This window comes from Parendozoicomonas verongulae (assembly GCF_009711465.1).
GTDB classification, from domain to species: domain Bacteria; phylum Pseudomonadota; class Gammaproteobacteria; order Pseudomonadales; family Endozoicomonadaceae; genus Sansalvadorimonas; species Sansalvadorimonas verongulae.
On the sequence record NZ_SMME01000858.1, the window covers coordinates 1 to 21,312 of the forward strand.

Annotated in this window: 18 protein-coding genes and 1 pseudogene; 14 read left to right on the plus strand and 5 right to left on the minus strand. The window is 50.8% G+C overall.

Going from position 1 to position 21,312, the window contains the following annotated elements; all coding sequences use genetic code 11:
* The first annotated feature begins 58 nt into the window (after nt 1-58).
* Nucleotides 59-1,027: a phosphotransferase gene (locus E1189_RS16565; RefSeq protein WP_155161634.1), complete on the plus strand. Its 969-nt coding sequence runs from the start codon at nt 59-61 to the stop codon at nt 1,025-1,027.
* Here E1189_RS16565 and E1189_RS16570 read toward each other — a convergent pair.
* Both E1189_RS16570 and dbpA read right to left on the minus strand, forming a co-directional pair.
* On the minus strand, nt 1,011-1,232 hold the full coding sequence (locus tag E1189_RS16570; protein ID WP_155161636.1) for a DUF2835 family protein: 222 nt from the start codon (nt 1,230-1,232) through the stop codon (nt 1,011-1,013). The genes E1189_RS16565 and E1189_RS16570 overlap by 17 nt on opposite strands.
* Before the next feature lie 70 nt (nt 1,233-1,302).
* A complete protein-coding gene (dbpA, locus tag E1189_RS16575; RefSeq protein ID WP_155161638.1) occupies nt 1,303-2,682 on the minus strand; it encodes an ATP-dependent RNA helicase DbpA in 1,380 nt (459 codons plus the stop codon).
* Here dbpA and E1189_RS25595 point away from each other — a divergent pair.
* The 9 genes and pseudogenes from E1189_RS25595 to E1189_RS16615 all read left to right on the plus strand — a co-directional run bounded on the left by E1189_RS25595 (nt 2,682) and on the right by E1189_RS16615 (nt 13,069).
* Nucleotides 2,682-2,966 carry a hypothetical protein gene (locus E1189_RS25595; RefSeq protein WP_230460471.1) on the plus strand — a complete coding sequence of 95 codons (285 nt, stop codon included), beginning with the start codon at nt 2,682-2,684 and terminating at the stop codon, nt 2,964-2,966. The genes dbpA and E1189_RS25595 overlap by 1 nt on opposite strands.
* Before the next feature lie 436 nt (nt 2,967-3,402).
* Nucleotides 3,403-4,737: a glycine/sarcosine/betaine reductase component B subunit gene (locus tag E1189_RS16580; protein WP_155161640.1), complete on the plus strand. Its 1,335-nt coding sequence runs from the start codon at nt 3,403-3,405 to the stop codon at nt 4,735-4,737.
* A 25-nt stretch (nt 4,738-4,762) separates the two neighbouring features.
* Nucleotides 4,763-6,076 (plus strand): glycine/betaine/sarcosine/D-proline family reductase selenoprotein B, encoded by a 1,314-nt coding sequence (locus E1189_RS16585; protein WP_155161642.1) that lies wholly within the window; start codon nt 4,763-4,765, stop codon nt 6,074-6,076.
* A gap of 142 nt (nt 6,077-6,218) precedes the next feature.
* Nucleotides 6,219-7,748 carry a BCCT family transporter gene (locus tag E1189_RS16590; RefSeq protein ID WP_155161644.1) on the plus strand — a complete coding sequence of 510 codons (1,530 nt, stop codon included), beginning with the start codon at nt 6,219-6,221 and terminating at the stop codon, nt 7,746-7,748.
* Nucleotides 7,749-7,919: 171 nt separating this feature from the next.
* Nucleotides 7,920-8,054: pseudogene (locus tag E1189_RS26285) on the plus strand (hypothetical protein); the annotation flags it as partial.
* Nucleotides 8,049-10,052 (plus strand): formate dehydrogenase subunit alpha, encoded by a 2,004-nt coding sequence (gene fdhF, locus E1189_RS26290; RefSeq protein ID WP_408014756.1) that lies wholly within the window; start codon nt 8,049-8,051, stop codon nt 10,050-10,052. The pseudogene E1189_RS26285 and the gene fdhF, both read left to right, overlap by 6 nt.
* Nucleotides 10,039-11,064, plus strand: coding sequence for a 4Fe-4S dicluster domain-containing protein (locus E1189_RS16605; RefSeq protein ID WP_155161651.1), 1,026 nt, complete (start codon nt 10,039-10,041; stop codon nt 11,062-11,064). Before fdhF ends, E1189_RS16605 begins: the two co-directional genes overlap by 14 nt.
* Complete coding sequence (locus E1189_RS16610) at nt 11,057-11,980, plus strand: iron-sulfur cluster-binding protein (protein WP_155161653.1); 924 nt, start codon at nt 11,057-11,059, stop codon at nt 11,978-11,980. Before E1189_RS16605 ends, E1189_RS16610 begins: the two co-directional genes overlap by 8 nt.
* 189 nt (nt 11,981-12,169) lie before the next feature.
* Nucleotides 12,170-13,069 (plus strand): hypothetical protein, encoded by a 900-nt coding sequence (locus E1189_RS16615; protein WP_196221486.1) that lies wholly within the window; start codon nt 12,170-12,172, stop codon nt 13,067-13,069.
* A gap of 4 nt (nt 13,070-13,073) precedes the next feature.
* Here the strand turns inward: E1189_RS16615 and E1189_RS16620 are convergent, their stop codons facing one another.
* Nucleotides 13,074-13,553 (minus strand): DUF1097 domain-containing protein, encoded by a 480-nt coding sequence (locus tag E1189_RS16620; protein WP_155161657.1) that lies wholly within the window; start codon nt 13,551-13,553, stop codon nt 13,074-13,076.
* 140 nt (nt 13,554-13,693) lie between these two features.
* Entirely contained in the window at nt 13,694-14,707 is a 1,014-nt protein-coding gene (gene trpS / locus E1189_RS16625; protein ID WP_155161659.1) for a tryptophan--tRNA ligase, read from the minus strand.
* Between the two features lie 475 nt (nt 14,708-15,182).
* Between trpS and E1189_RS16630 the strand changes: the two genes are divergently transcribed.
* The 4 genes from E1189_RS16630 (at nt 15,183) to rbsK (ending at nt 20,090) form a co-directional block, all read left to right on the plus strand.
* Complete coding sequence (locus tag E1189_RS16630) at nt 15,183-16,235, plus strand: nucleoside hydrolase (protein ID WP_155161662.1); 1,053 nt, start codon at nt 15,183-15,185, stop codon at nt 16,233-16,235.
* A 135-nt stretch (nt 16,236-16,370) separates the two neighbouring features.
* Entirely contained in the window at nt 16,371-17,186 is an 816-nt protein-coding gene (gene mutM, locus E1189_RS16635) for a bifunctional DNA-formamidopyrimidine glycosylase/DNA-(apurinic or apyrimidinic site) lyase (RefSeq protein ID WP_155161664.1), read from the plus strand.
* A gap of 382 nt (nt 17,187-17,568) precedes the next feature.
* On the plus strand, nt 17,569-19,005 hold the full coding sequence (locus E1189_RS16640; RefSeq protein WP_155161667.1) for a hypothetical protein: 1,437 nt from the start codon (nt 17,569-17,571) through the stop codon (nt 19,003-19,005).
* 149 nt (nt 19,006-19,154) lie between these two features.
* Nucleotides 19,155-20,090, plus strand: a complete 936-nt coding sequence (gene rbsK / locus E1189_RS16645) for a ribokinase (RefSeq protein ID WP_155161669.1) — start codon at nt 19,155-19,157, stop codon at nt 20,088-20,090.
* A gap of 103 nt (nt 20,091-20,193) precedes the next feature.
* On the opposite strand, the gene E1189_RS16650 is transcribed toward rbsK, so the two are convergent.
* The gene (locus tag E1189_RS16650) at nt 20,194-21,156 is read right to left on the minus strand and encodes a protein kinase domain-containing protein (protein ID WP_329602092.1); all 963 of its coding nucleotides are present in this window, start codon (nt 21,154-21,156) and stop codon (nt 20,194-20,196) included.
* Nucleotides 21,157-21,312: the final 156 nt, after the last annotated feature.

Here is a 21,312-nt window from a genome sequence, read left to right on the forward strand (position 1 = left end):
CATTATACGGACTTCCCCTGCTAGGCTAAAAGGACCCTTCTTATGGAATACACGGAACGTGCAAACCTCCTCATTGCCGCCACTCTTTCAAAGCCCCATACTGGCCCCCTATGAGAACTGTAAAGTCACTGAGATAGAAGGCGAGCACAGTGCCTGGATTGGTAGAATAGAATCCACCCCACCACTCATACTGAAACAGCCAAACGCTTATAGCGGTTATTACGAGCTGCTTTTTCATCGGCTTACATCTGCAGCCTCAGATAGTCCTGCCGCCCCGGTTCTGGCATCTGGCGCATTATCGGATGACAGTTGCTTTCTTCTGATGCCAGATCAGACAATAACACACCGGCAACTATTCTCCCCTATGAAAACCTTCACAGGCTCACAAATCAGTCAGCCCCTGCAAACCACGCTTCTGAAAACACTGGCTGATTTCCATAAAGCCATGGAGCCACTGGTCGAACACGCCGAAGAACTCGGCTTTGGACGGTACCGTGATTTACCACGACCACTGCTGGAACACATTTCCATCTGTAGTGCGTTGGTGAAGGACTTCCCCGAGCATATTGTGCCCCCTGAAGATCACCAAAAGCTGAAAACGCTTCTCCCCCAGGCTGTGCATTACTGGGAAACCGTTCTGCGCCCCAAATTTGCAGCCAGAAAGGGATTAGCTATCTGCCATGGGGATTGCTTCCTCCATCATTTCTGGATGCCACTGGATGCCAGGGAGTCCCCCCTGCTGTTCGATTTTGATCTGGCCACCATTCACCGCCCGGCCTGGGATTTGGTTATGCTGCTATCCACAGGCAACTTCCCCGATACCGAACGCAGCCTGAAAACCTACCACCTGCACGCCCGCATGGGTACACCGTTTGAAGAGCTGAAAGAGGAATTTGGATGGTTGGCCGCCTGCCAGCTTTATCACGTGCTGGCAGACAGGGAGCGGGGATGCAATGAGTTACTGTGGAAGGGTCGGTTGAAGAATCTATTAAGGCTCAGTGAGCAGGCTCTCAGCCTACACGCCTGATACCTTTGAACTTACCGTCGCTGCCGTAGCTGATTTCAAATCGCCCATAAATGCCGTGGTGGGTCACAAACCTGGCGATGATATCGAAAGGCAAACTGATGCTGGTGCCATCGTCTGCAACAGCACGTACACGTTCCTTCTGCCTTTTATAGAACTGAAGAACCTGATCCGAATTGAGGTTTATAGAAACTATCGACTTACGCATGCAACATCCTTATCCCTGCTGTCTGTCTTGCTACCTTTCTAATAATAGAAGACTCGTAAGCCGATGAGATTTATCGTAATTTTCTCACGCGGAACTGCCGCCCCTTGATCTTGCCACTCTGTAAATGTTTCAGAGCGCGGTTAGCCACAGAGCGATCAATCGCCACATACGCGCAGAAGTCGAAGATATCAATCTTACCCACATATTTGCCCAGAATGCCGGCATCTCCCGTCAAAGCACCCAGAATGTCGCCGGGCCGCACCTTGTTCTTCTTTCCCCCATCAATATTGAGAGTGACCATAGGCGGAAGGATATCCACAGGCTGGTTTTTCAATTCTGCTAAAGCACCGTATTCCACCGGACGCATCTGGTAGGCTTCAATATCTTCGATTTTGTACTGCTCTTTCTCGGTATACAGGCTGAGGGCCAGACCTTTGCTGCCCGCACGGCCTGTTCGACCAATGCGGTGTATGTGCACTTCTGCATCCCGAGTGACTTCGTAGTTGATCACTGCCTGCAGGTCTTTGATATCCAGACCCCGTGCCGCCACATCGGTAGCTACCAGCACTGAGCTGCTCTTGTTGGCGAACTGTACCAGCACACGGTCACGATCTCGCTGATCCAGATCCCCGTGAATCGCTTGTGCATGAAAGCCTTCATCACTTAGCGCATTGGCCACTTCCTGACACTCAGCCTTGGTATTACAGAACACCACTGCGGACTCTGGCTGATAGTGACACATCAGCTTGATCAGAGCCTCCCGGCGACCATTGCGGGTGGTAAGGAAAAAGCGCTGTTCAATCACGGTATCGTCATGGTGAGATTCCACACTCACTTCCACTGGCTTGCGCTGGAACTCGCGGCTAATGTCCTGAATGCCTTCTGGATAGGTGGCAGAAAACAGCAGGGTCTGGCGGTTGGATGGGGTTTGGCTGGCCAGATCGGCAATGGCATCCCGGAAGCCCATATCCAGCATACGATCAGCTTCATCCAGCACCAGAGTGGTAATATCGTCCAGCTTTAAAGTGCCCTTGCGCACGTGCTCCTGAATCCGGCCTGGCGTTCCCACTACAATATGAGCGCCATGCTCCAGAGAGCCAATCTGGGGGCCGAAAGGCATGCCACCACACAGAGTAAGCACTTTCACATTATGGGTGAAGCGAGCCAGACGACGCAGTTCCTTACCCACCTGATCCGCCAGCTCACGGGTAGGACACAGCACCAGCGTCTGCACCCGGTACTTACGTACGTTCAGGCGCGACAACAGGCCAATACCAAATGCCGCCGTTTTCCCGCTACCGGTTTTGGCACGGGCGATCAGGTCTTTTCCCTGTAGAACATGGGGAATACTCTGCTCCTGAATCGGCGTCATAGCTTTGTAGCCAAGGGATTCCAGGTTGGCAAGCATCTCTTTGGAAAGGGCCAAAGAGGAAAAGCGGGAGTCAGACATTGCGATCAGTCATCGGACAGGAGAATAAGGCGGGCAATCTTAACAGGCCAGCAGCTCCTGTAAATCCTGCAACAAGTACAAAAGCTACGTTTTTGTGCAGGGTGCAAGGTGCCAGCTCCCTTCTCCATAAAGCACATCAAATCGGACTTGGATCAGAGAAGATAAAAACCCACACACAGGATAAAAAAGTTGACTACAGCCCACAAAAGAAACCTTCTATACAAATAAATAACTTATCAACCACGAAAAACAAAACCTACATCTCCTTTAAAATCAACCAATAAATTGACCCACGCCAATTAAGGATCACAAGAATAGAGTTAATTTAATCTACAGACCCTCGTCAATCTATAGACATATCTATGACTGATACTTTTCAAATCAACAATGGCTACTACACAATCATCCACCGCAACTGGCTGGAAAGCCCGTTAGCCATTTTGAAAAACAGTCTGAGAAAAACTACCCAAATAGAATTTGTACCATTTTGTTTACTCTATGCATTCAAATCCATTATTTACGTTATTACATGGTGGATTGGAGCGTCTCATCGTTAGTTAACACTTCACAAATATTACAGGCAAACACAACAACTTGTTAAAACCATACTCGAAAAAATAGCGTTCACTTTAATGCTGTATGCAGTTCCAATGATTACAAGCTGGTGAAGCCTGAATTTAGATATCCCTATCAAAACCTGAAATCATTCAGAGGTCAGCTATGAAACTTGAGCTGGGTCACTTCCATGTGAAGGAAGTCACCTTCGGCGAATCAACTCGCTTTGAAGATGGTGTTCTCACTATTAACAAAGAAGAGGCGCTCGCCGTTGTTCGTGAAGATGAACACATTACTGATGCGGATCTTGTTATTGCCCGTCCCGGTGAAGAAAAGCGCATTGTTCCCGTTAAAGAGGCTGTTGAGCCACGTTGCCGTGTCAACAGCAAACACAACAACTATTTCCCTGGTGTAACCGGCACTGAACTTTATCAGGTTGGTGATGGTCGTTCCCACGCCCTGAAAGGCTGCAGCGTAATGGGTGTTGGCAAACACTGGGGCAGCTTCGGTGACGGTCTGGTTGATATGTCTGGCAAGGGTGCAGAGTACAGTTACTTCTCTCAAATCACCAATATCTGTTTGGTAGCGGATACCGACGAAGAGTTTGAACGTCACGAGCAGCAGAAGAAGAATCATGCTATTCGCTGGGCAACCCATCGTCTGGCTGAGTACTTGGGTAACTGTGTAAAAGGCTTGGAACCGGAAGAGATCGAAACCTACGATCTGCCGCCTATTACCAAACGTGACTCCTCTGTGAATGACCTGCCATCTGTCGTCTACGTCATCCAGACCATGACCCAGATGGAAGAGGAAGGCTACAACGATCTGGCCTACGGCTGGGATTTGAACAAGTCTATCCCTACCCTGATGCACCCCAACGAAGTGTTGGACGGTTCCCTGATCGGCGGTTCCTTTATGCCAACGTCCTCCAAATGGGCGACCTACGATTACCAAAACTGCCCCACCATAAAATCTCTGGCAGCACAGCATGGCAAAACCTTGAACTTCTTGGGTGTGATTACCTCCAACCTGAACGTGGCACTGATCCAGAAGGAGCGCTCTGCCCTGTACGTGGCTCAGATCGCTAAAACTCTGGGAGCCGACGGCGCCATCCTCGCCGAGCAGGGCTACGGCAACCCCGATGCCGACTTCACCGCCTGCTACGTAGCACTGGAAGACGCTGGTGTGAAGACCGTGGGTATCACCAACGAATGTACTGGTCGTGATGGTCGCTCCCAGTCTCTGGTGTCCATGGATCCCAAGTCTGACGCCATCGTATCCTGCGGCAACGTATCGGAGCTGATCGAACTGCCAGCCATGAAAGAAGTGATTGGCGAGCTGGAAGCTCTCGGCCGTGATGGTCTGTCCGGCGGCTGGGCAGGCGACGAAATCCTCGGTCCCTCAGTTCGTGAAGATGGTTCCATCATCATGGAAAATAATGCGATGTTCTGCGGCGACCAAGTGATTGGCTGGGCCCAGAAAACTGTTCGCGAATTCTAATCGGCTGAAGATAAGGATTACAACGATGAAAAAAGCAATTTGCTACATCAACCAGTTCTTTGCCGGTATCGGTGGCGAAGACAAGGCGGATCACGCGCCTGAAATCCGTGAAGGTGTTGTCGGCGGTTCCATGGCTATCAACGCTGCCCTGCAAGGTATTGAAGTCACTCACACCGTGATTTGCGGCGACAACTTCATGGGCTCCCACCGTGAAGATGCGATTCAACAAATCTGCGGCATGCTGGAAGGCAAAGAGTTCGACCTGTTCTTTGCAGGCCCAGCCTTCCGTGCCGGCCGTTACGGCGTAGCTTGTGGAGAAATCAGCAAGGTTGTTCAGGAGCGTTTCGACGTACCTGCTTTCTCCTCCATGAACGACGAAAACCCCGGCGCGGAAATGTTCCGCAAGGACATGGTGATCTTTGAGGGTGGCAAGAGCGCAGCTGCCATGCGTACCGATGCTCAGAAGATGGCTGCTTACGCCAGCCGTGTTATCGCCGGTGAAGCTGTGGGTTCTGCTGAAGAAGAAGGCTACTTCGGCCGTGGCAAACGTCACATGATATACGACGAAAGCCTGAAGCCTGCCGCAGACCGTGCGGTGGAAATGCTCATCGCCAAACTGGGCGCCCAGCCATTTACTACCGAGCTGCCAATTCCCAAAACCGATTTTGTGCCTATCGCAAAGCCTATCAAGGATCTGTCCAAAGCCACCATCGCTATCATCAACACAGGCGGCATCGTACCGGTTGATAACCCAGACCGCATTCAGTCTGCCTCCGCAACCCGCTGGGGCCGTTACGACATCAGCAAAATGGATCGCCTGAAAGGTGGTGAATTCAAGACCATCCACGCAGGCTTTGACCCTATGATGGCTGACGGCAACCCCAACGTTATCCTTCCTCTGGACGTTCTGCGGGAGATGGAGAAAGAAGGCAAGATCGGCAAGATTCACGAATACTTCTACTCCACCGTAGGCACCGGCACCACTCAGAAAGAAGCAGCCCGCATGGCGCAGGAAATGATTCCGCCTATTCAGGAAGCAAACGTGGACGGCGTTCTACTGGTTTCTACCTGAGGCACCTGCACTCGTTGCGGTGCAACGATCGTGAAGGAAATCGAGAAAACCGGTATGCCTGTCGTACAACTGGCAAACCTAGTTCCTGTCGCCAAAACCACTGGTACCAACCGGATTGTTCCTGGCTTCGCTATCCCTTATCCATTGGGCAACCCTGAAATGACGGAAGAACAGCAGCACCAGATGCGCCGCCACCGCATTGAAGTGTGTCTTGATGCTCTGACGACACCTATCGAAGAACAGACTGTATTTAAGGTGAAAATATAACGCACAAACCGTGAGTCCGGCAGGAAGGCGGTTGTCACTGAGCCACCTTCCAGCCTTAGAAGAATAAAGTCGTATAAGTGTCGCCAGCTGCCGGGCTGGTGACATTCTCTACACCCACTCCTTTTCCAAGGGGAATAAACCTATGCAAAACACACCGAATAAAGACAACACTGTCTTTATCATCGGGCTGGCTCTGGTTCTTATTATTGTTTTTGTTGGTATGGCCTTCCCGAATTTTCTTGGCAGCGCTGGCGGTGCTGCCATGTCCTTTATCACTGGAGGCTTTGGCTGGCTCTACAATGCTGCAGCCTTTTCATTTGTTATCTTTTGTCTTGGTATTGGGCTGAGCAAATACGGCCATATCACCTTAGGCGATAAGGGTGATACGCCTGAATACAGCACCGCCACATGGTTTGCCATGCTCTTCTCTGCCGGTATGGGTATTGGTTTGGTGTTCTGGGGTGCTGCAGAACCTCTCAATCACTGGCTCCACCCTGTCAGCACAATTGAAGGTGGAAGCACTGCCGCGGCAGAGTTTGCCATGCGCAAGGCATTTCTCCACTGGGGGTTGCAGCCTTGGGCGATTTACAGCGTCCTTGGCCTTCCTTTGGCGTACATAATGTACTGTCGCAAGGAAGACAGTCTAATCAGTAATCTGTTGATCCCTTTTATGGGTAAAGAAGGTCCCCACAGCGGATGGGGTAAACTGATAAATATCCTTGCCCTGTTCGCCGCTAGCAGTGGCATTGCAACATCCCTCGGCATGGGAGCCAATCAGATTAACGGCGGATTGTCGTATGTTTTCGGTATCCCCGATACCGGTATGGTGAAGATTATTATGGTCGGCATTATCACTATGCTAGTGATTGCCTGCACCGTAACCGGTATGCAGAAAGGCATTAAATATATGTCTAACCTGAACCTAGTGATTGCCGGCACCATTCTCACCGCCAGTTTTATCTTCGGCCCCACCACCGAAATGATGAACACCTTTGTCAGCACTCTGGGCAACTACGTGCAGAACTGGTTTGGCGACAGCCTCGCCATCAGCAACGACCCCTGGTACTCCAGCTGGACTGTGTTCTATATGGCCTGGTGGATTGCCTGGGCACCTTTTTGTGCGCCCTTCATTGCCAAAGTGTCCAAAGGTCGTACTATTCGTGAGTTTGTTTTAGGTGTTTTGATTGCGCCATCATTAGGTTCTTTTGTGTGGTTCTCTATCTTTGGAACTATGGGCTTACATGCTGGAATTGAAGTGGCGGCACAAGCTGTCCAGAACACATCCACAGCATTATTTGTTGTTCTATCCCAGTATCCCATGAGTAGCATTATCTCTGTGCTGGTTATTTTTGTGCTATTCACTTTCTTTATCACTTCCGCCAATGGTGCCACATATGTTCTTGGTAGTCTGTCGTCTAACGGAAGTGCAGAGCCTTCCAATAAAATGAAGATTACCTGGGCGATACTGCAGTCGGCTCTGGCATTAGTGCTGATGCTGGGCAGTGACAATGGTTTAAGCCTACTGCAAACCATCTCTATCGTAGCAGCCTTCCCATTCGTGTTCGTACTCTTCCTGAGTATGTTCTCCATGGTGCGATTCCTGAAGGAAGATCACGATACATCGAAGACATTACCGAAAGCTCTTAAATCTGGCGAAAAGATAATGATCTAAGTATTTCCACAAAGCACCTGACGGGGAGTATCACACTCCCCACCTTTTTTATACGCATACTCTACATTTCACAGTAAACACCCCTAACCCTGACAAAAAACAACACGATTGAACAAAGCAGGCAAAAATACTACAAAAGCTATCAGTCAAAATTTTCTTACAAGGTCACCAATGGCAATAAAAACGACACAGACCATCTGCCCTTTCTGCGGCACAGGTTGTGGTCTGGGAGTTAGAACAGAGAATGACAAGGTCATCGGTGTTGAACCCATCAAAAATCACCCTGTCAGCAAAGGGCGCTTGTGTTCAAAAGGCTGGAGCTCTGCCTTCGGTATCGGCCATGAAGACCGTATTACCCATCCCATGATCCGTGAGAACGGCGAACTCCGTCGTGCAAGCTGGGATGAAGCTCTGGACAAGATCCACAGCGAATTCAGCTATTACCGTGAGAAGAATGGCCCCCAGTCTGTTGGTATGATCAGCTGTGCCCGGGCAACCAACGAAGACAACTATGCCATTCAGAAGTTTGCTCGTACTGCCTTGCTGACAAACAACGTCGACCACTGCGCCCGAATATGACACAGCCCTTCAGTAGCAGGTCTGCTACAAACCATGGGTTCTGGTGCTATGACCAACAGCATCGTCGACATCAGCAAAGCTGACGTTATTGTTATCTTCGGTTGTGACCCAACCGAGAGTCACTCCATCATCGGTAGTGAGATCATGAAAGCCAAGGAGAAGGGTGCCCTTCTGCTGGTTGTCGATCCGCGTCGTACACGTCTGGCGAAAATGGCCGATGTACACCTTCAGCTGCGTGTTGGTACCAACATCGCCCTGCTGAACGGTCTGGTAAACACCATTTTTGAAAATGGCTGGGAAAACAAAAAGTTCCTGGAAGAACGCTGCGAGCACGCCGACCGTGTACGCAAGCACGTAAAAGATTACCCGCTGGACAAGGTTGCCGACATCACCGGCGTACCTATGGATCAGTTGAAGCAGTTCGCACGCATTTACAGCAAAGCCCGTGCGGCGTTCCTGGCTTACGGCATGGGTGTCACCCAGTTCGTAAGCGGCACCAACAACGTACTGGCACTGTCGAATCTGGTGCTCTCCTGTGGTCACGTTGGCCGCCCCGGTACCGGCATGAACCCACTGCGTGGTCAGAACAACGTACAGGGTGCCTGCGATATGGGCTGTCTGCCCGGTGACTTGCCCGGCTATCAGAGCCCGAACGATCCAAATGTACGTGCCAAGTTTGAGCGTGCGTGGGGCACACCGGTGGCTGACCAGCCCGGTATCACCTCCATGAACATGAACGAACTGGCTCTGGAAGGGAAATTCAATGCCCTGATGATCTTCGGTGAAGACCCTGTGGTGACCGACCCGGATCAGAACCGCGTTGCCCGCGCCCTGCGCAGCATGGACTGTCTGGTCGTTGTGGAAATGGTGATGACCGAAACAGCCAAACTGGCAGACGTCATTCTTCCTGCAGCCAGTTTCGCGGAAAAAGGCGGTACCTTCACAAACTGCGAGCGTCGTGTACAGCGGGTGAATCAGGCGGTGAACCCACCCGGTGAATGCATGGGCGAATGGCAGATGCTGCAGGCACTGGCTAAGCGCTTTGGGACTCCCGGTTTTGACTGGGAAACCCACGAAGACGTATTCAACGAAATCACTGAAGTGACACCGAACTACTCCCAGATGAGCTACCAGCGTCTGGATGAAGCGAATGGTCTGCAGTGGCCGTGCACCTCCCATCACCCCGATGGTAATTCTGTTCTGCACAAACGCAGCTTCCCGCTGGGCAAGGCACGCTTAATGCCTGTGCACTACCTGCCGCCCGAAGAAAACCCGGATGACGATTACCCGTTCTATCTGACCACGATTCGTCTGCACTTCCATTACGGCTGTGGCTCCATGACTCGCAAGTCCCCGATTCTTGAGCGTGAATCTCCGGAAGGACTGCTGTTCATGAACCCACGGGATGGCGCCAACCAGGGCCTGTTTAACTTTGCTCCTGTGGGTGTGCGTTCCCGCCGTGGTTATCTGGAAACACGGGTGCAGTTTACCGATCAGGTACCACCCGGGCTGGTGAGTCTGCCGTATCACTTCAGCGATACGCCATCCAACCAGTTGACTAACGACGCTCAGGACCCAACCACAGGCATGCCTGAGCTGAAAGCCTGTGCCGTGCGTGTAGAGCCACTGGCCCGGGATATGCGGCCTCGTCCTATTCAGATTCTCCGGAACGAGAACTACGAGCCAGCAGTAGAGGAAGCAGGAGCCGACTATGTACGTATATGAGCTTGAGCGCCTCGAGCACCTGAGAAACTGGCTGACCCTGAAGAACGAAGTCCTGCGCCCGATTGCCGACGAAAGCGGCAACGGCCACTGGGGTGTGGTAAAGCATGGTGACGTGGTGCCTTTTGACATGGATCTGCGTCCGGATATGTCTCCCAAAGGGCTGTTCTTCGCCGAGCGTGAAACTGTCATGAAATTTGATGGCACTCTATTCCGGGAGACTCTGCCAGAACAAAAGCCACAGGTACTGTTCGGCCTCAAGGCCTGTGACCTGACAGCCATTGCTTATCAGGATAACCACTTTAAGGATGACCCTTATTATCAGGCTCGCCGCAAAAACACCCTGCTGATCGGTATCGACTGCCAGGAGGCCTGTGAAAACGGCTTCTGTGCTTCTGTGGATGCGGGCCCACACGTGGACACTGATATCGCCGATCTGGTTGTCACTCCTATGCCTCATATGGCAGATGACGAGCACGGTTGGTGGGTGATCTGCGCCAGCCCTGAAGGTCAGGCTGCGATTGCCGGCCTTGGTCTGGCTCCGGCTGATCCGGGTTGGGAAAACTGGCGGGATATGGCACGTCGCCACGCGGAAGCCACCTTCCCGAAAGATACCCACATCATCAACGGTATCCAGCGCATTAACGGCCGGGCCGTGCCTGATGAAGCCTGGGAGCGTTTTGCTCACCAGTGCATCAGCTGCTCTGGTTGCAGCATGATGTGCCCAACCTGCAGCTGCTACGCCACCCGTGATGTGCCAGAAGCAGAAGGTGTTATTGCCCGTGAGCGTATCTGGGATTCCTGCCTGATGGTGGGTTTCCAGAAAGAAGCCAGTGGCGCCAACCCGGCGGCTGAAGCCGGTAAGCGTGTGTACCGTTACTGGTACCACAAATTCTCCGATGATGTAGCAGCCCGCGCGGGTCGTTACATGTGTGTTGGCTGTGGCCGCTGTGAGGCGACCTGCCCGGGCATGATTGGGGTTCATTCCATCATGGAGAAAATTGCCAATGCTTAGCCTCACTCCCGATGCCATTCGCCTGGTTGAGTTTTACGAAGATGGCGACGACGTTGGCCACTTCACATTTGAGCCGGTAGATGCCACTAAGGGATTCCCGGATGTGTGTAACCCGGAGAAGGTGGAACCCGGTCAGTTCTTTATGCTGAGTATTCCCGGTAAAGGGGAAGCAGCGTTCACCTACACCCATACACCAGACGAGAATGGTCGTTTTGTTGCCCTGATCCGCAACATCGGCTGCCTGACCCGCCAGCTGTTCAAGACAGAAGTGGGCAGCATTCTTGGCGGTCGTGGCCCTATGGGTAAAGGCTGGCCAGATTTCAAAGGTCAGAACGTACTGGTTGTGGCCGGTGGTCTGGGTCTTGCGCCTGTGGCTGCGGAAATCTACAGCCTGATCGAAAAAGAGTCTGCCCCTACGGTGTACTTTGCAGCCCGTAATGAATCCATGCTGGTACTGCGCAACGAGCGTGATGACTGGATGGATAAGTGTGATCTGTATCAGGCCGTAGACGACCTCGACAGTCTGACAGGCAAGAGCACCGTAAAAACAAACGGTGGTCAGTTCATGCACGGCCGCAAGCTTGCAGACAACCTCGCCCAGATTCTGGAAGAGAAAGGCCCGTTTGATCACGTAATCACCTGTGGCCCTGAAGGCATGATGGAAGCTGTGTGCAAAATCATGATGGGGCTGGGGCAATCCGCTGATAGTCTGTGGCTGTCGCTGGAACGTCGGATGCACTGCGGTGTTGGCCTGTGTGGACACTGCTACGTAGCAGAAGATCTGGTGTGCGTAGATGGCCCCACCTACCGTTGGGATCAGCTGGGAGAACTGGTGGTGAAAGAGAAAGCCATCAAACCACCTGCTGAAACTGTGGATATGACAACCCACACCCGTCGTACCAGACAGTCAGCCTGACAGACGCCAAAGCTATCTGAAACGCTGTCTTCAATCACCATGTGCGCCACCTGATCTATACAGGTGGCCTCTTTCTCCTTCCCCTCTTCAGATTCCCCTGTTTCTTGTACTGCTACAATGTCAAAAGCTTTGCCGCAAGCCCGGCTGAGAAGCGTCATACACAAATATTTCAACAGGGATGAGATAGCAATGAGAACTGAGCAGCATGGAAAGTCTGCCCCACCCCCAACCCAGCATCCAGATGAGCAAGTCAATAACCACACTCAAGGTACAGAAGACAGAAACTGGCAAGGTAGACGTGTAAAGCCCACGTTTATAGAAAGTTTCATGAATGCCTGTAAAGCCCTTCTCCACTATGCAGGAAAATTATTAGGCATAAAGCTTCTGAACAGAACAGCGCAGACTTCTACACCCCCGCAGATCATCAACTCTCAGGTGCAGGCACAGAATCACTTGGCATCTCAGGAGCGTAGTGCTTTTCAGGAGTTTCGAAATTCATTGGAACAGTCCTCCCGGCAACCAGCAGTCTATGCAGGTGCAACACTCATTTTTGGTGACTCTCAGGAAGAATTACAAGACAACCTTTCCCCGTCTAACGACACGACTGTTGTGAATATGCCAGAGATCACAGATTTCGACGAACAGGGCGCGATGATTCCCAGTAATCAGATAGCCGATCTGCCTGAACAGATTCCTGCGGCAAACCTGTGTCTTCTGACACATCCCATATCAGAAACCCGGCTCCGCAAATCAACACAGCAGGCCCTTTTTGCTCTGCTCCGCCACTTACCTAAAGACGTCAATGGTCGGATGAATATAGAGCGATTCCGTATTGTTTTAACAGGGGCTCCCGAAAATATCGGTTTATCAAAGGCAGAGAGGAACAACACTACGATGTCCCCGGAGCAAATTCGGAAAACCAGGGTCGAGGAGTGGGTCCATCACCTGTCGGACACCATTAGAGAACATTTTGGTGTTGAGATACCAAAAACATCCTTCCTGGTTGCCAATGAAGAGTGGCAGCCGATACTGTCAGACTTTCAGGTTGGCCCCGAGGCTATCGCTGAGGAAATCAGGAGCCCCAGATAAGATATTACTTCTCTGTAAAGAAGAGTCTTCCCCGGCTCTTCTGCAGACTGTGTATCCAGAGACCGGATGTTTTCATCAGATACCCGAAAATCACACCCACCAGAAGCGAAGGAATAACCATCACCCAGTTGTCACCTGCAGCAAACGTGGCACACGACCCTATAAATGTACCGGGAATGAAACTTAGCCAGCGTCTCTTTGCCTGTATGCACATCATGAAGGAAACAAGCGCAACAACAATGTAACCGGCTACATCAATGTTGATGAATGAGGATAATTCGATAATTACCTTTGCCCAGAACACGCCACTCAGGTTAGTCAGCATACTGATAGTAAGGCCTTTCAAGCCATCATCAGGGGAGGCGAAGTAGGTTGTACAACCCAGAAAACCTGCCCAGGTGGACAAGCCAAAAAGAATAGAAACCCAGCCCCAGAGGCCGGACAGAACGCCAGTGGTCAGGGCAATCGCAAAAAGAACAGACATTATGATTAAAAATCGCTCTACTCATTAAGCCGCGATTTTTATCCCTCGCACCTTCTTCAGCAATACGAGTTTTACATACAGCTTCCTGCAATCCCCCCCATAAGCCGGGGCAGACACCCCGACTTATTTCAGCAAGAACCTTACACCAGAGAGCGCAGGCCTACTGCATCACGCAAACGAGTAATGAATGGTGCAGACTCTTCACGGGCTTTATCCGCACCTTTCTTCAGCTCAGCTTCAATAAAGGCAGGATCAGCAATCAGGCGATCATACTCAGCACGAGGGCCTTTCAGCTCTTCGTTCAAATACTCAAACAACTCCTGTTTCAGGGCACCCCAGCCAGCACCGTCTTCGTATTGTTTACGCTTAGCGGCAATCTCTGATTCGCTCCTGGCAAAAGCAGAGAAAATCTGGAACAGGGTGCAGGTATCTGCATCCTTGGGTTCACCGGGCTCGAGGCTGTTGGTCACAACCTTCATAATGAACTTGCGGAATTTCTTCTCCGGGCAGAACAGCGGAATAACGTTGCCATAACTCTTACTCATCTTGCGTCCGTCCAGACCACTCAGAACAGCCGAATTTTCACCGACAATCGCTTCTGGCAGAACAAAATGTTCGCCTTTGTAGATGTGATTAAAGCGGGCAGCAATATCTCGAGCCATCTCAATGTGCTGAACCTGATCACGGCCAACAGGCACACGGTTAGCGTTGAACATCAGGATGTCCGCTGCCATCAGCACAGGGTAGCTATACAAACCCATGGTCACGCCTTTATCCGGATCATTGCCTTCAGCTACGTTGGCATCCATTGCGGCCTTGTAAGCATGGGCACGATTCATCAGGCCCTTGGCCGCCATGCAGTTCAGCATCCAGCATAGTTCGGGGATTTCTGGGATGTCGGACTGACGGTAAAAAGTCGCACGGTCTGTATCCAGCCCCAGAGCCAGCCAGACCGCAGCAATGTTACGGGTGGATTCGTGAACCTGATCAGGATCCCAGCTGCTGATAATCGCGTGATAATCAGCCAGGAAGTAGTAGGACTTAATATCGTCCCGGCGGCTTTCTTCGATAGCGGGTCGGATAGCACCCACATAGTTGCCCAGATGAGGAGTACCGGTGGGCTTAATGCCGGTCAGAGTCTTGATTGTGCTCATAGAGGACCGTCTGTCTCAGTATCGGCGCAGAGTATGGATTCACTCTCGCCTGCAAAGGTTCATGATTATAAGGAACAAAGGGCTTGCAGCAACTGAAATCAGCTTAAGCCGGGCCGATAGCGTACGGGATTCACTTCTGAGCTGAGAAGTTCAACCGCCAAGTGCTTTTGGTGACCGTGAATCAACAGGCTGACCAGTACTTCCTCTGATGAGAGGTATAAAGGATTCTTCAAATATTGGGTTGGCGAAGACAATAGCGATCGCAAAGTACCGGTGTAATGAGCCGCTACAGAGCATTTAAATACGTCAGAAAAGCTGTCACTCTCCATTACCTGTCGAACACCCGGCTCACTGCGATGGCAGGCGCTATAAATGGGCCTTAATAACTCTTCAGAAACCACTTTGTGATAGTTTTCCAAATATCTGATGTAGTCTACCTTTACTGCCTCTGCGTATAAGGTCGGGTATTAAAGCAATGTATCGCTCAATTCTGAAAATAGCCCTTCTTCTATGCCTGCCACTTATAGCAACCTCCGGGAAAGCCGCCGAGAAAAGTGAACCCAGCATGGCCCGTACACCTCTGATTATCGACACGGATATGACTGGCGATGACTGGCTCGCTATCCTTTATCTGCTGGCCGACCCCAAGGTTGATGTAAAAGCCATTACCGTCAGTGGCTCAGGGCAGGCCCATGCCATACCCGGTGGTTTGAACGCATTAACACTCCTTGATCTCGCCAAGGCTCCCGACATACCCGTTGCAACGGGCAGCGAGACGCCCATACAAGGTATCAATCACTTTCCAGACCATCTGAGAGAGCGCGCCGACCAGCTGGCAGGCTGGGCAGCCCCTTCACGTCGGCCAGAGCCGCAGCCCGATGCGCCACAGTTGATAATCGACACCCTGCAAGCTTCCGATATCCCTGTCACTATTGTCGCTCTGGGCCCTTGGACAAACATTGCCCACGCCTTTGAAAAAGCTCCAGCCATAGCGGGGAAAACTGAACGCATTATTGCCATGGGCGGTGCTGTGGATGTGCCCGGCAATGTCCACACGGTTCCCGCCCACCATAAAAAAAACAACACAGCGGAGTGGAATTTTTATCTTGATCCCGTTTCTGTTGAGAGAGTTGTTCGAAACTCAGTTCCGATTGACTTGATTCCACTGGACGCCACAAATTTTGTACCCATGACCGAGGAGTACTTCCAGCGCATCAGTCAGCAGCCGCCATCTCCCATTTTACAGTTTGCCCTTGATAGCTTTAAAAGCTGGAAGAACCGCGATGGGAAATATACCTGGTCTTTTTGGGATCCCCTTGCCGCTGTTGCCGTATCCAACCCTGAGGTCGTGACCTGGGAAGACGCAACTCTCATTATTGATACGCATATGGACTCTAATGCTGCAGGTACCCTTACACGTAACTCATCAGGCAGAGCTGTCCGCTTCGCGACCACTGCAGACAAAGACAGGTTTTATGATCTGTTTACCAACGGTATCAACCGATATGTTGAGCCAGATGTGATGTAAGCCTATGGGGGATCACAAGCTATCGCCTCAGCATTTACGTTATACAACGTGAGCCCTGGCACTTTTTTCTGTGAAGCACTCCCATTTCGATGTTAGTGTTGCAGTCAAAGAATCATCATCCCCCTAAGCAGCCCTATGCCAGAACTGCCTGAAGTAGAAACAACCCGCCGTGGCATCACCCCCCACGTACAGAATCACACCGTTACTAAAGTTGTTGTGCGCCAGCCACAGCTGCGCTGGCCAGTACGGGATGATTTATCCGAGTTATTGGAAGGTCAGCAGCTCACTGCGATTTCCCGAAGAGCCAAATACCTTTTACTGCACTTTCCTAAAGGTACGTTAATTGGACATTTGGGAATGTCCGGGTCCATGCGTGTTCTCCCTGCAAACAGCCCCGCCCAGAAGCACGACCATGTTGACCTTGTATTCAACAACAACCAGCTTTTACGCCTGACTGACCCTCGGCGCTTTGGAGCCATGGTGTGGACAGAAAAACCAATAGAAGAACACGAGCTGCTGACTAAACTCGGCCCTGAGCCCCTGTCGGACGCCTTTACTGGAGAACTGCTCTTCCAATGCTCCCGCAGCCGTAAGCAGCCAGTTAAAACCTTCATCATGGATAGCCATAACGTCGTGGGTGTAGGAAACATCTACGCTAATGAAGCTCTGTTTATGGCGGGCATCCGTCCGGACAGAGCCTGCGGCCGCATCTCACGTAAACGTTATGATGTGCTGGCAAATTCCATCAAAACAGTACTGACTCGTGCTATAGAAGTGGGCGGTACAACCCTGAAGGACTTTGTGGGAGGAGATGGCAGACCCGGTTATTTCGCGATTGAACTCACAATGTATGGCCGGGCCGGAGAGCCCTGCCAGACCTGCGGTACGTCCATTAAAGAGATCCGCCTGAATAACCGCAGCACATGCTTTTGCCCTAAATGTCAAAGTTAAGTTGTGCCAGAGTTAAATAGAGCAAAAGCTAAACCGTCACTCTGACTAACTACGATGACAGTCATTTTCCGGTTTTTTTCCCGTTTACTTGCAAGCTTGGAAAAATACCGGAATGACAGCCATGGCCTCTCCAAAATCAGATATCCCACCTTTGTTCCCCAAAATGTTCGTTAGCAGCGTGACAGGGGAGAAATCACCAGAACCACAGTCCTCCAGTGTCCACCGCGGAAGGCTGGTTAGACAAGGCTATGTAAAAGAGAGGCCACCTAAGGCCTACACCACACCCTATGTCCGTCCTACTCACTCTGGGGCTGAACCATCACCCAGTAGCACTTATTCGGACGTGTCCTCTGTAGCCAGCCTGTCGCCCCGTGACATGATTATGAGTACTCCTACTCCGCAGGCAAGCAACGTTGGCTGGGAGATAGTCTCACTGCAATTGAAGTTTGTACCCGCGGCAACCTATAACGAGATCAAGGAGATTTATGATGAGCTCCTTACTCTGGAAGCAAACAGCACGGAGATAAACACGAATGACCACATTGAGCTCGCCATGTTCAAACTCAACCTTCTGGCAGAGATGTACCCAAAAGATGGCATATTGATACGGCAAGCAAGGCAGGTTGAAACACAAAAAACCGCTGCGCACCTGCAAACACTGTTGGCACAGGATGTTTCTGCTCACGAATTTATACCGCAATTCTCCTTTGAAAAAGCCTGTGATGCTGTTGAGCACCTCATCCAGATGAACAGACCTGCTGACGCGCTGAAATTACTGGAAGCCATTGAGCGTGGCGGGCATTTTCTGGCTCCACCAAAGGAACCCCAGAAAACGAAAGATATGGCAATTAGCAAGGCCATTCTGGGCTATAGCGCTACAAGTGGCGATTTGGATTCAGTTAAAAAGCTCCTTCCTAAGGATACTTTCGCTCAAATATTTCTGCCGGAAGAGTCTGGCCATGTACCGCTATCTGTTACTTTTCGCGACCATCATTTCGATGACAGTGAACTATTATCATCCACCAACAAAATTCTTGAAGATATTGCTTTTGCAGCCAGTGCAATCGGGCACTATGAGACTGCCTTACGAGCCATTGAGAACGCTCTCAGATCTTTGCCGTATTCCAACCCTCGGGCCAGAATACGATTGGCCAGCTTAGGCCTGGTAGTGTGTAATACCCAGCTAAAACAGTATGCCGACAAATCGGATATGGAGAAACAACAAAAGGTTATATCGCATTTCAAAACCTGCCATAGAGTCATTGATAGCGCCTTAACAGTACAAGAGCCTGCACTGTTCTCGGAGAAAATCCCTCAGTGTCCAATGTTAAAGCCCATTGAAATTTTTGCAGCCTCCGTGATGGCAGATATGAGAAGGCGGGGAAAAAGCTGGGCATCGGTTTACAACGAATTACGCAGCATAAGAGAGCTATGCAAACCTCATACGGCCGACCTGAATGCACTGCTTGCAGAAACTGCAGTACAAGAAGCAAGAGCGGTGACGCCAAAAGATAACCCGGCGAAGATCAATGTAGAGGCTGCCAAGAAATGGTTAAAAGATGCCAGTTTTTTCATAGAAAAAATGCCCAAAAGCACGGCTAACGGAAAAAGAGCTTTTGTGAATGCTGCTTACTGTGACATTTCCAGCCGCTACTATCAGGCAATGTATTTCCCCGATAGGGCTAAAAGCATGGTTAAGGCAAGAGAAGCCGAGCTTGAATACGCCCTTAAGGCTCATCCTGCTTACGTAGATTTAGATGGCGCACAAAGTTACCTTTCTGCCTTCACTTCTTTCGACTGGCTACCCGATGTGACTTAGCTGCAATCGTTGTCCAGCAAGCTGGCATAATTGGCGCTATCGGCGTTGAAGTGGCTGATAAAGTACTGAAGGTTGAAATAAAACATCCACCTGCGGACTTGCGGGCTGCGCCTTGATAAAGGCGCAGCCCAATATACGGGCTGATTATTATGACAAAAAAGATTTTTGTTATTGGTAGCGCCAGCGCTGACCATGTGCTCATGGTCGACAGTTTCCCCCGCCCCGGTGAAACCGTTACCGGCTCCCGCTATGACATTATTCCCGGTGGCAAAGGGGCCAATCAAGCCGTAGCCTGTGCCCGCCTTGGCGGCACAACTCGATTTATGGCCTGCCTGGGGCAGGACGTATTCGGAACCAAAGTCATTGAAACGTTCCAGGATGATGGCATAGAAACCAGCCTGATCGAGCAGATCGAAGGCATGAGGACCGGCATCGCCATGATCTTTGTGGATAACAATGCCGAGAACTGTATTGGTATCGCTGCAGAAGCCAACAGTCAGCTCACCGCTGAGCGTGTGGCACGTCAAACTCAGGCTATTGCGGAAGCGGATTACCTGTTGATGCAGCTGGAAACCCCTGTTGAGGCCATTCTGAAGGCTGCACAAATCGCTCAGAAAAACCACACTCCCGTTGTACTGAACCCTGCACCTGCGTGTCCCCTGTCTGACGAGCTGCTGGCCTGCATCGACATCATCACCCCCAACCAGACCGAAGCTGAAGTGCTGACGGGCATACCTGCCAACACGGAAGAGAACGCTATCAAAGCGGCCGCTGCCCTGCACAACAAAGGCATTGCTACCGTTGTCATCACCATGGGTAAGAAAGGCGCTCTGATCTCCGAGAAATCCGAAAGTCGTATCGCAACCCAACTGATCAATGGCTTCTCCGTAAAAGCCACCGACACCACAGCCGCAGGGGACACCTTCAACGGTGGTATGCTGGTTGCGCTGGCGGAAGGCAAATCTCTGACTGATGCCATTCGCTTTGGTAACGCTTGTGGCGCTCTGTCTGTGACCCGCTCCGGTGCCCAGACCTCTATTCCTTCCCGAGCGGAAGCGGATCAGTTTTTAGAAGCCTGGACGTGAATGAAAAGGCTGTAGAAACTGGATTTTCTGCAAGAGCTGAAGGAACAGTTTGACTTTCCGCTGGTGCTTCTGGACTGCAAAGTGTGTCGGACATCGAAGTGGATCAGACTTTTTTTCCTGCCCGGGATGAGGCTTCAGCCTGTTTGTAACCAGGCTGGTAGCGTTTCCCTTCATAGGACTTTGAGATTCGTTTAGATGGGCCTGGCATAGGTTCATTCACCAATTCTGAAATCTTCTCTAACCTCCCCTTTAAGTCCTTTGTAGCAGGGCGCTCCTCAGGATCGCTCAATTCCATTTCCCTAAGCAGCAAAACAAGTTCACTCAGTTTTCGGTCGTATTTTTTCTGTTTAAGGCCTTTGGGGGAGAAAGCGATAGATAATGTCTTCCTATAGCTTTTTATCCGGTTTGTATCAAGAGGCAAATTCACAACCAGCCCTTCCCATCCCAGTATCTGGTGTATTGTCGCCCCCATGCAGTGCACATCAACAGGGAAGCTTTGTACCTGCCGGCGAATCACTTCCGGAGCAAAATAATCAGGCGTTCCATCCATACTCCTTGGTGGTAGCGTGTCTTTGTCTAAAACAACTGCAAATCCAAAATCACAGATACGAATATTCTTCTGAGAGTCGATCAAAAGGTTATCCGGCTTTAAATCCCTGTGTAGAACCTTTTTTTCATGAATGTAGATAAGACCTTCCACAGCCTGTTGAAATACATTGACCACCCCCTTAACACCAAGGCTAAGGTTCTGATCATAATACTCTCCCAGATCCCTCCCGCCGTCGGTCATCATAAGCTCCACCATAAAGGGATGACTGGAGCTCACAGACTGTGTATGACTAAGGTAACTCACAATCCTTGGGTGTGAACCCAGCATCTTCAGAATATCGATTTCTTGCTGTAGGCGCCTCCACACCGGAGTAATGGGGCGGTCGTATATAAACTGACGTTTGGTAATCACCGTCTCCACTTTTCCGAATCGGCCAAAAGCTGGAGTCCGGACAACTTCCACCAGCAAATTTTCAGTTTTTTTGTGTTTATGCTGGTAAATTACTTCGCGCTGCACTTGCGCGAGTGCCGATTTGGTAACAACGACCTGGGACGAAGAGGAAGAAGCAGCTTGCATGGTTCATATGCCTATATATTCTGATGAACATGGGCTAATAGACTGCAAACAGCTTCACATATTTCATAATTCGTTAGCACCGCTAACCCCTTTGCA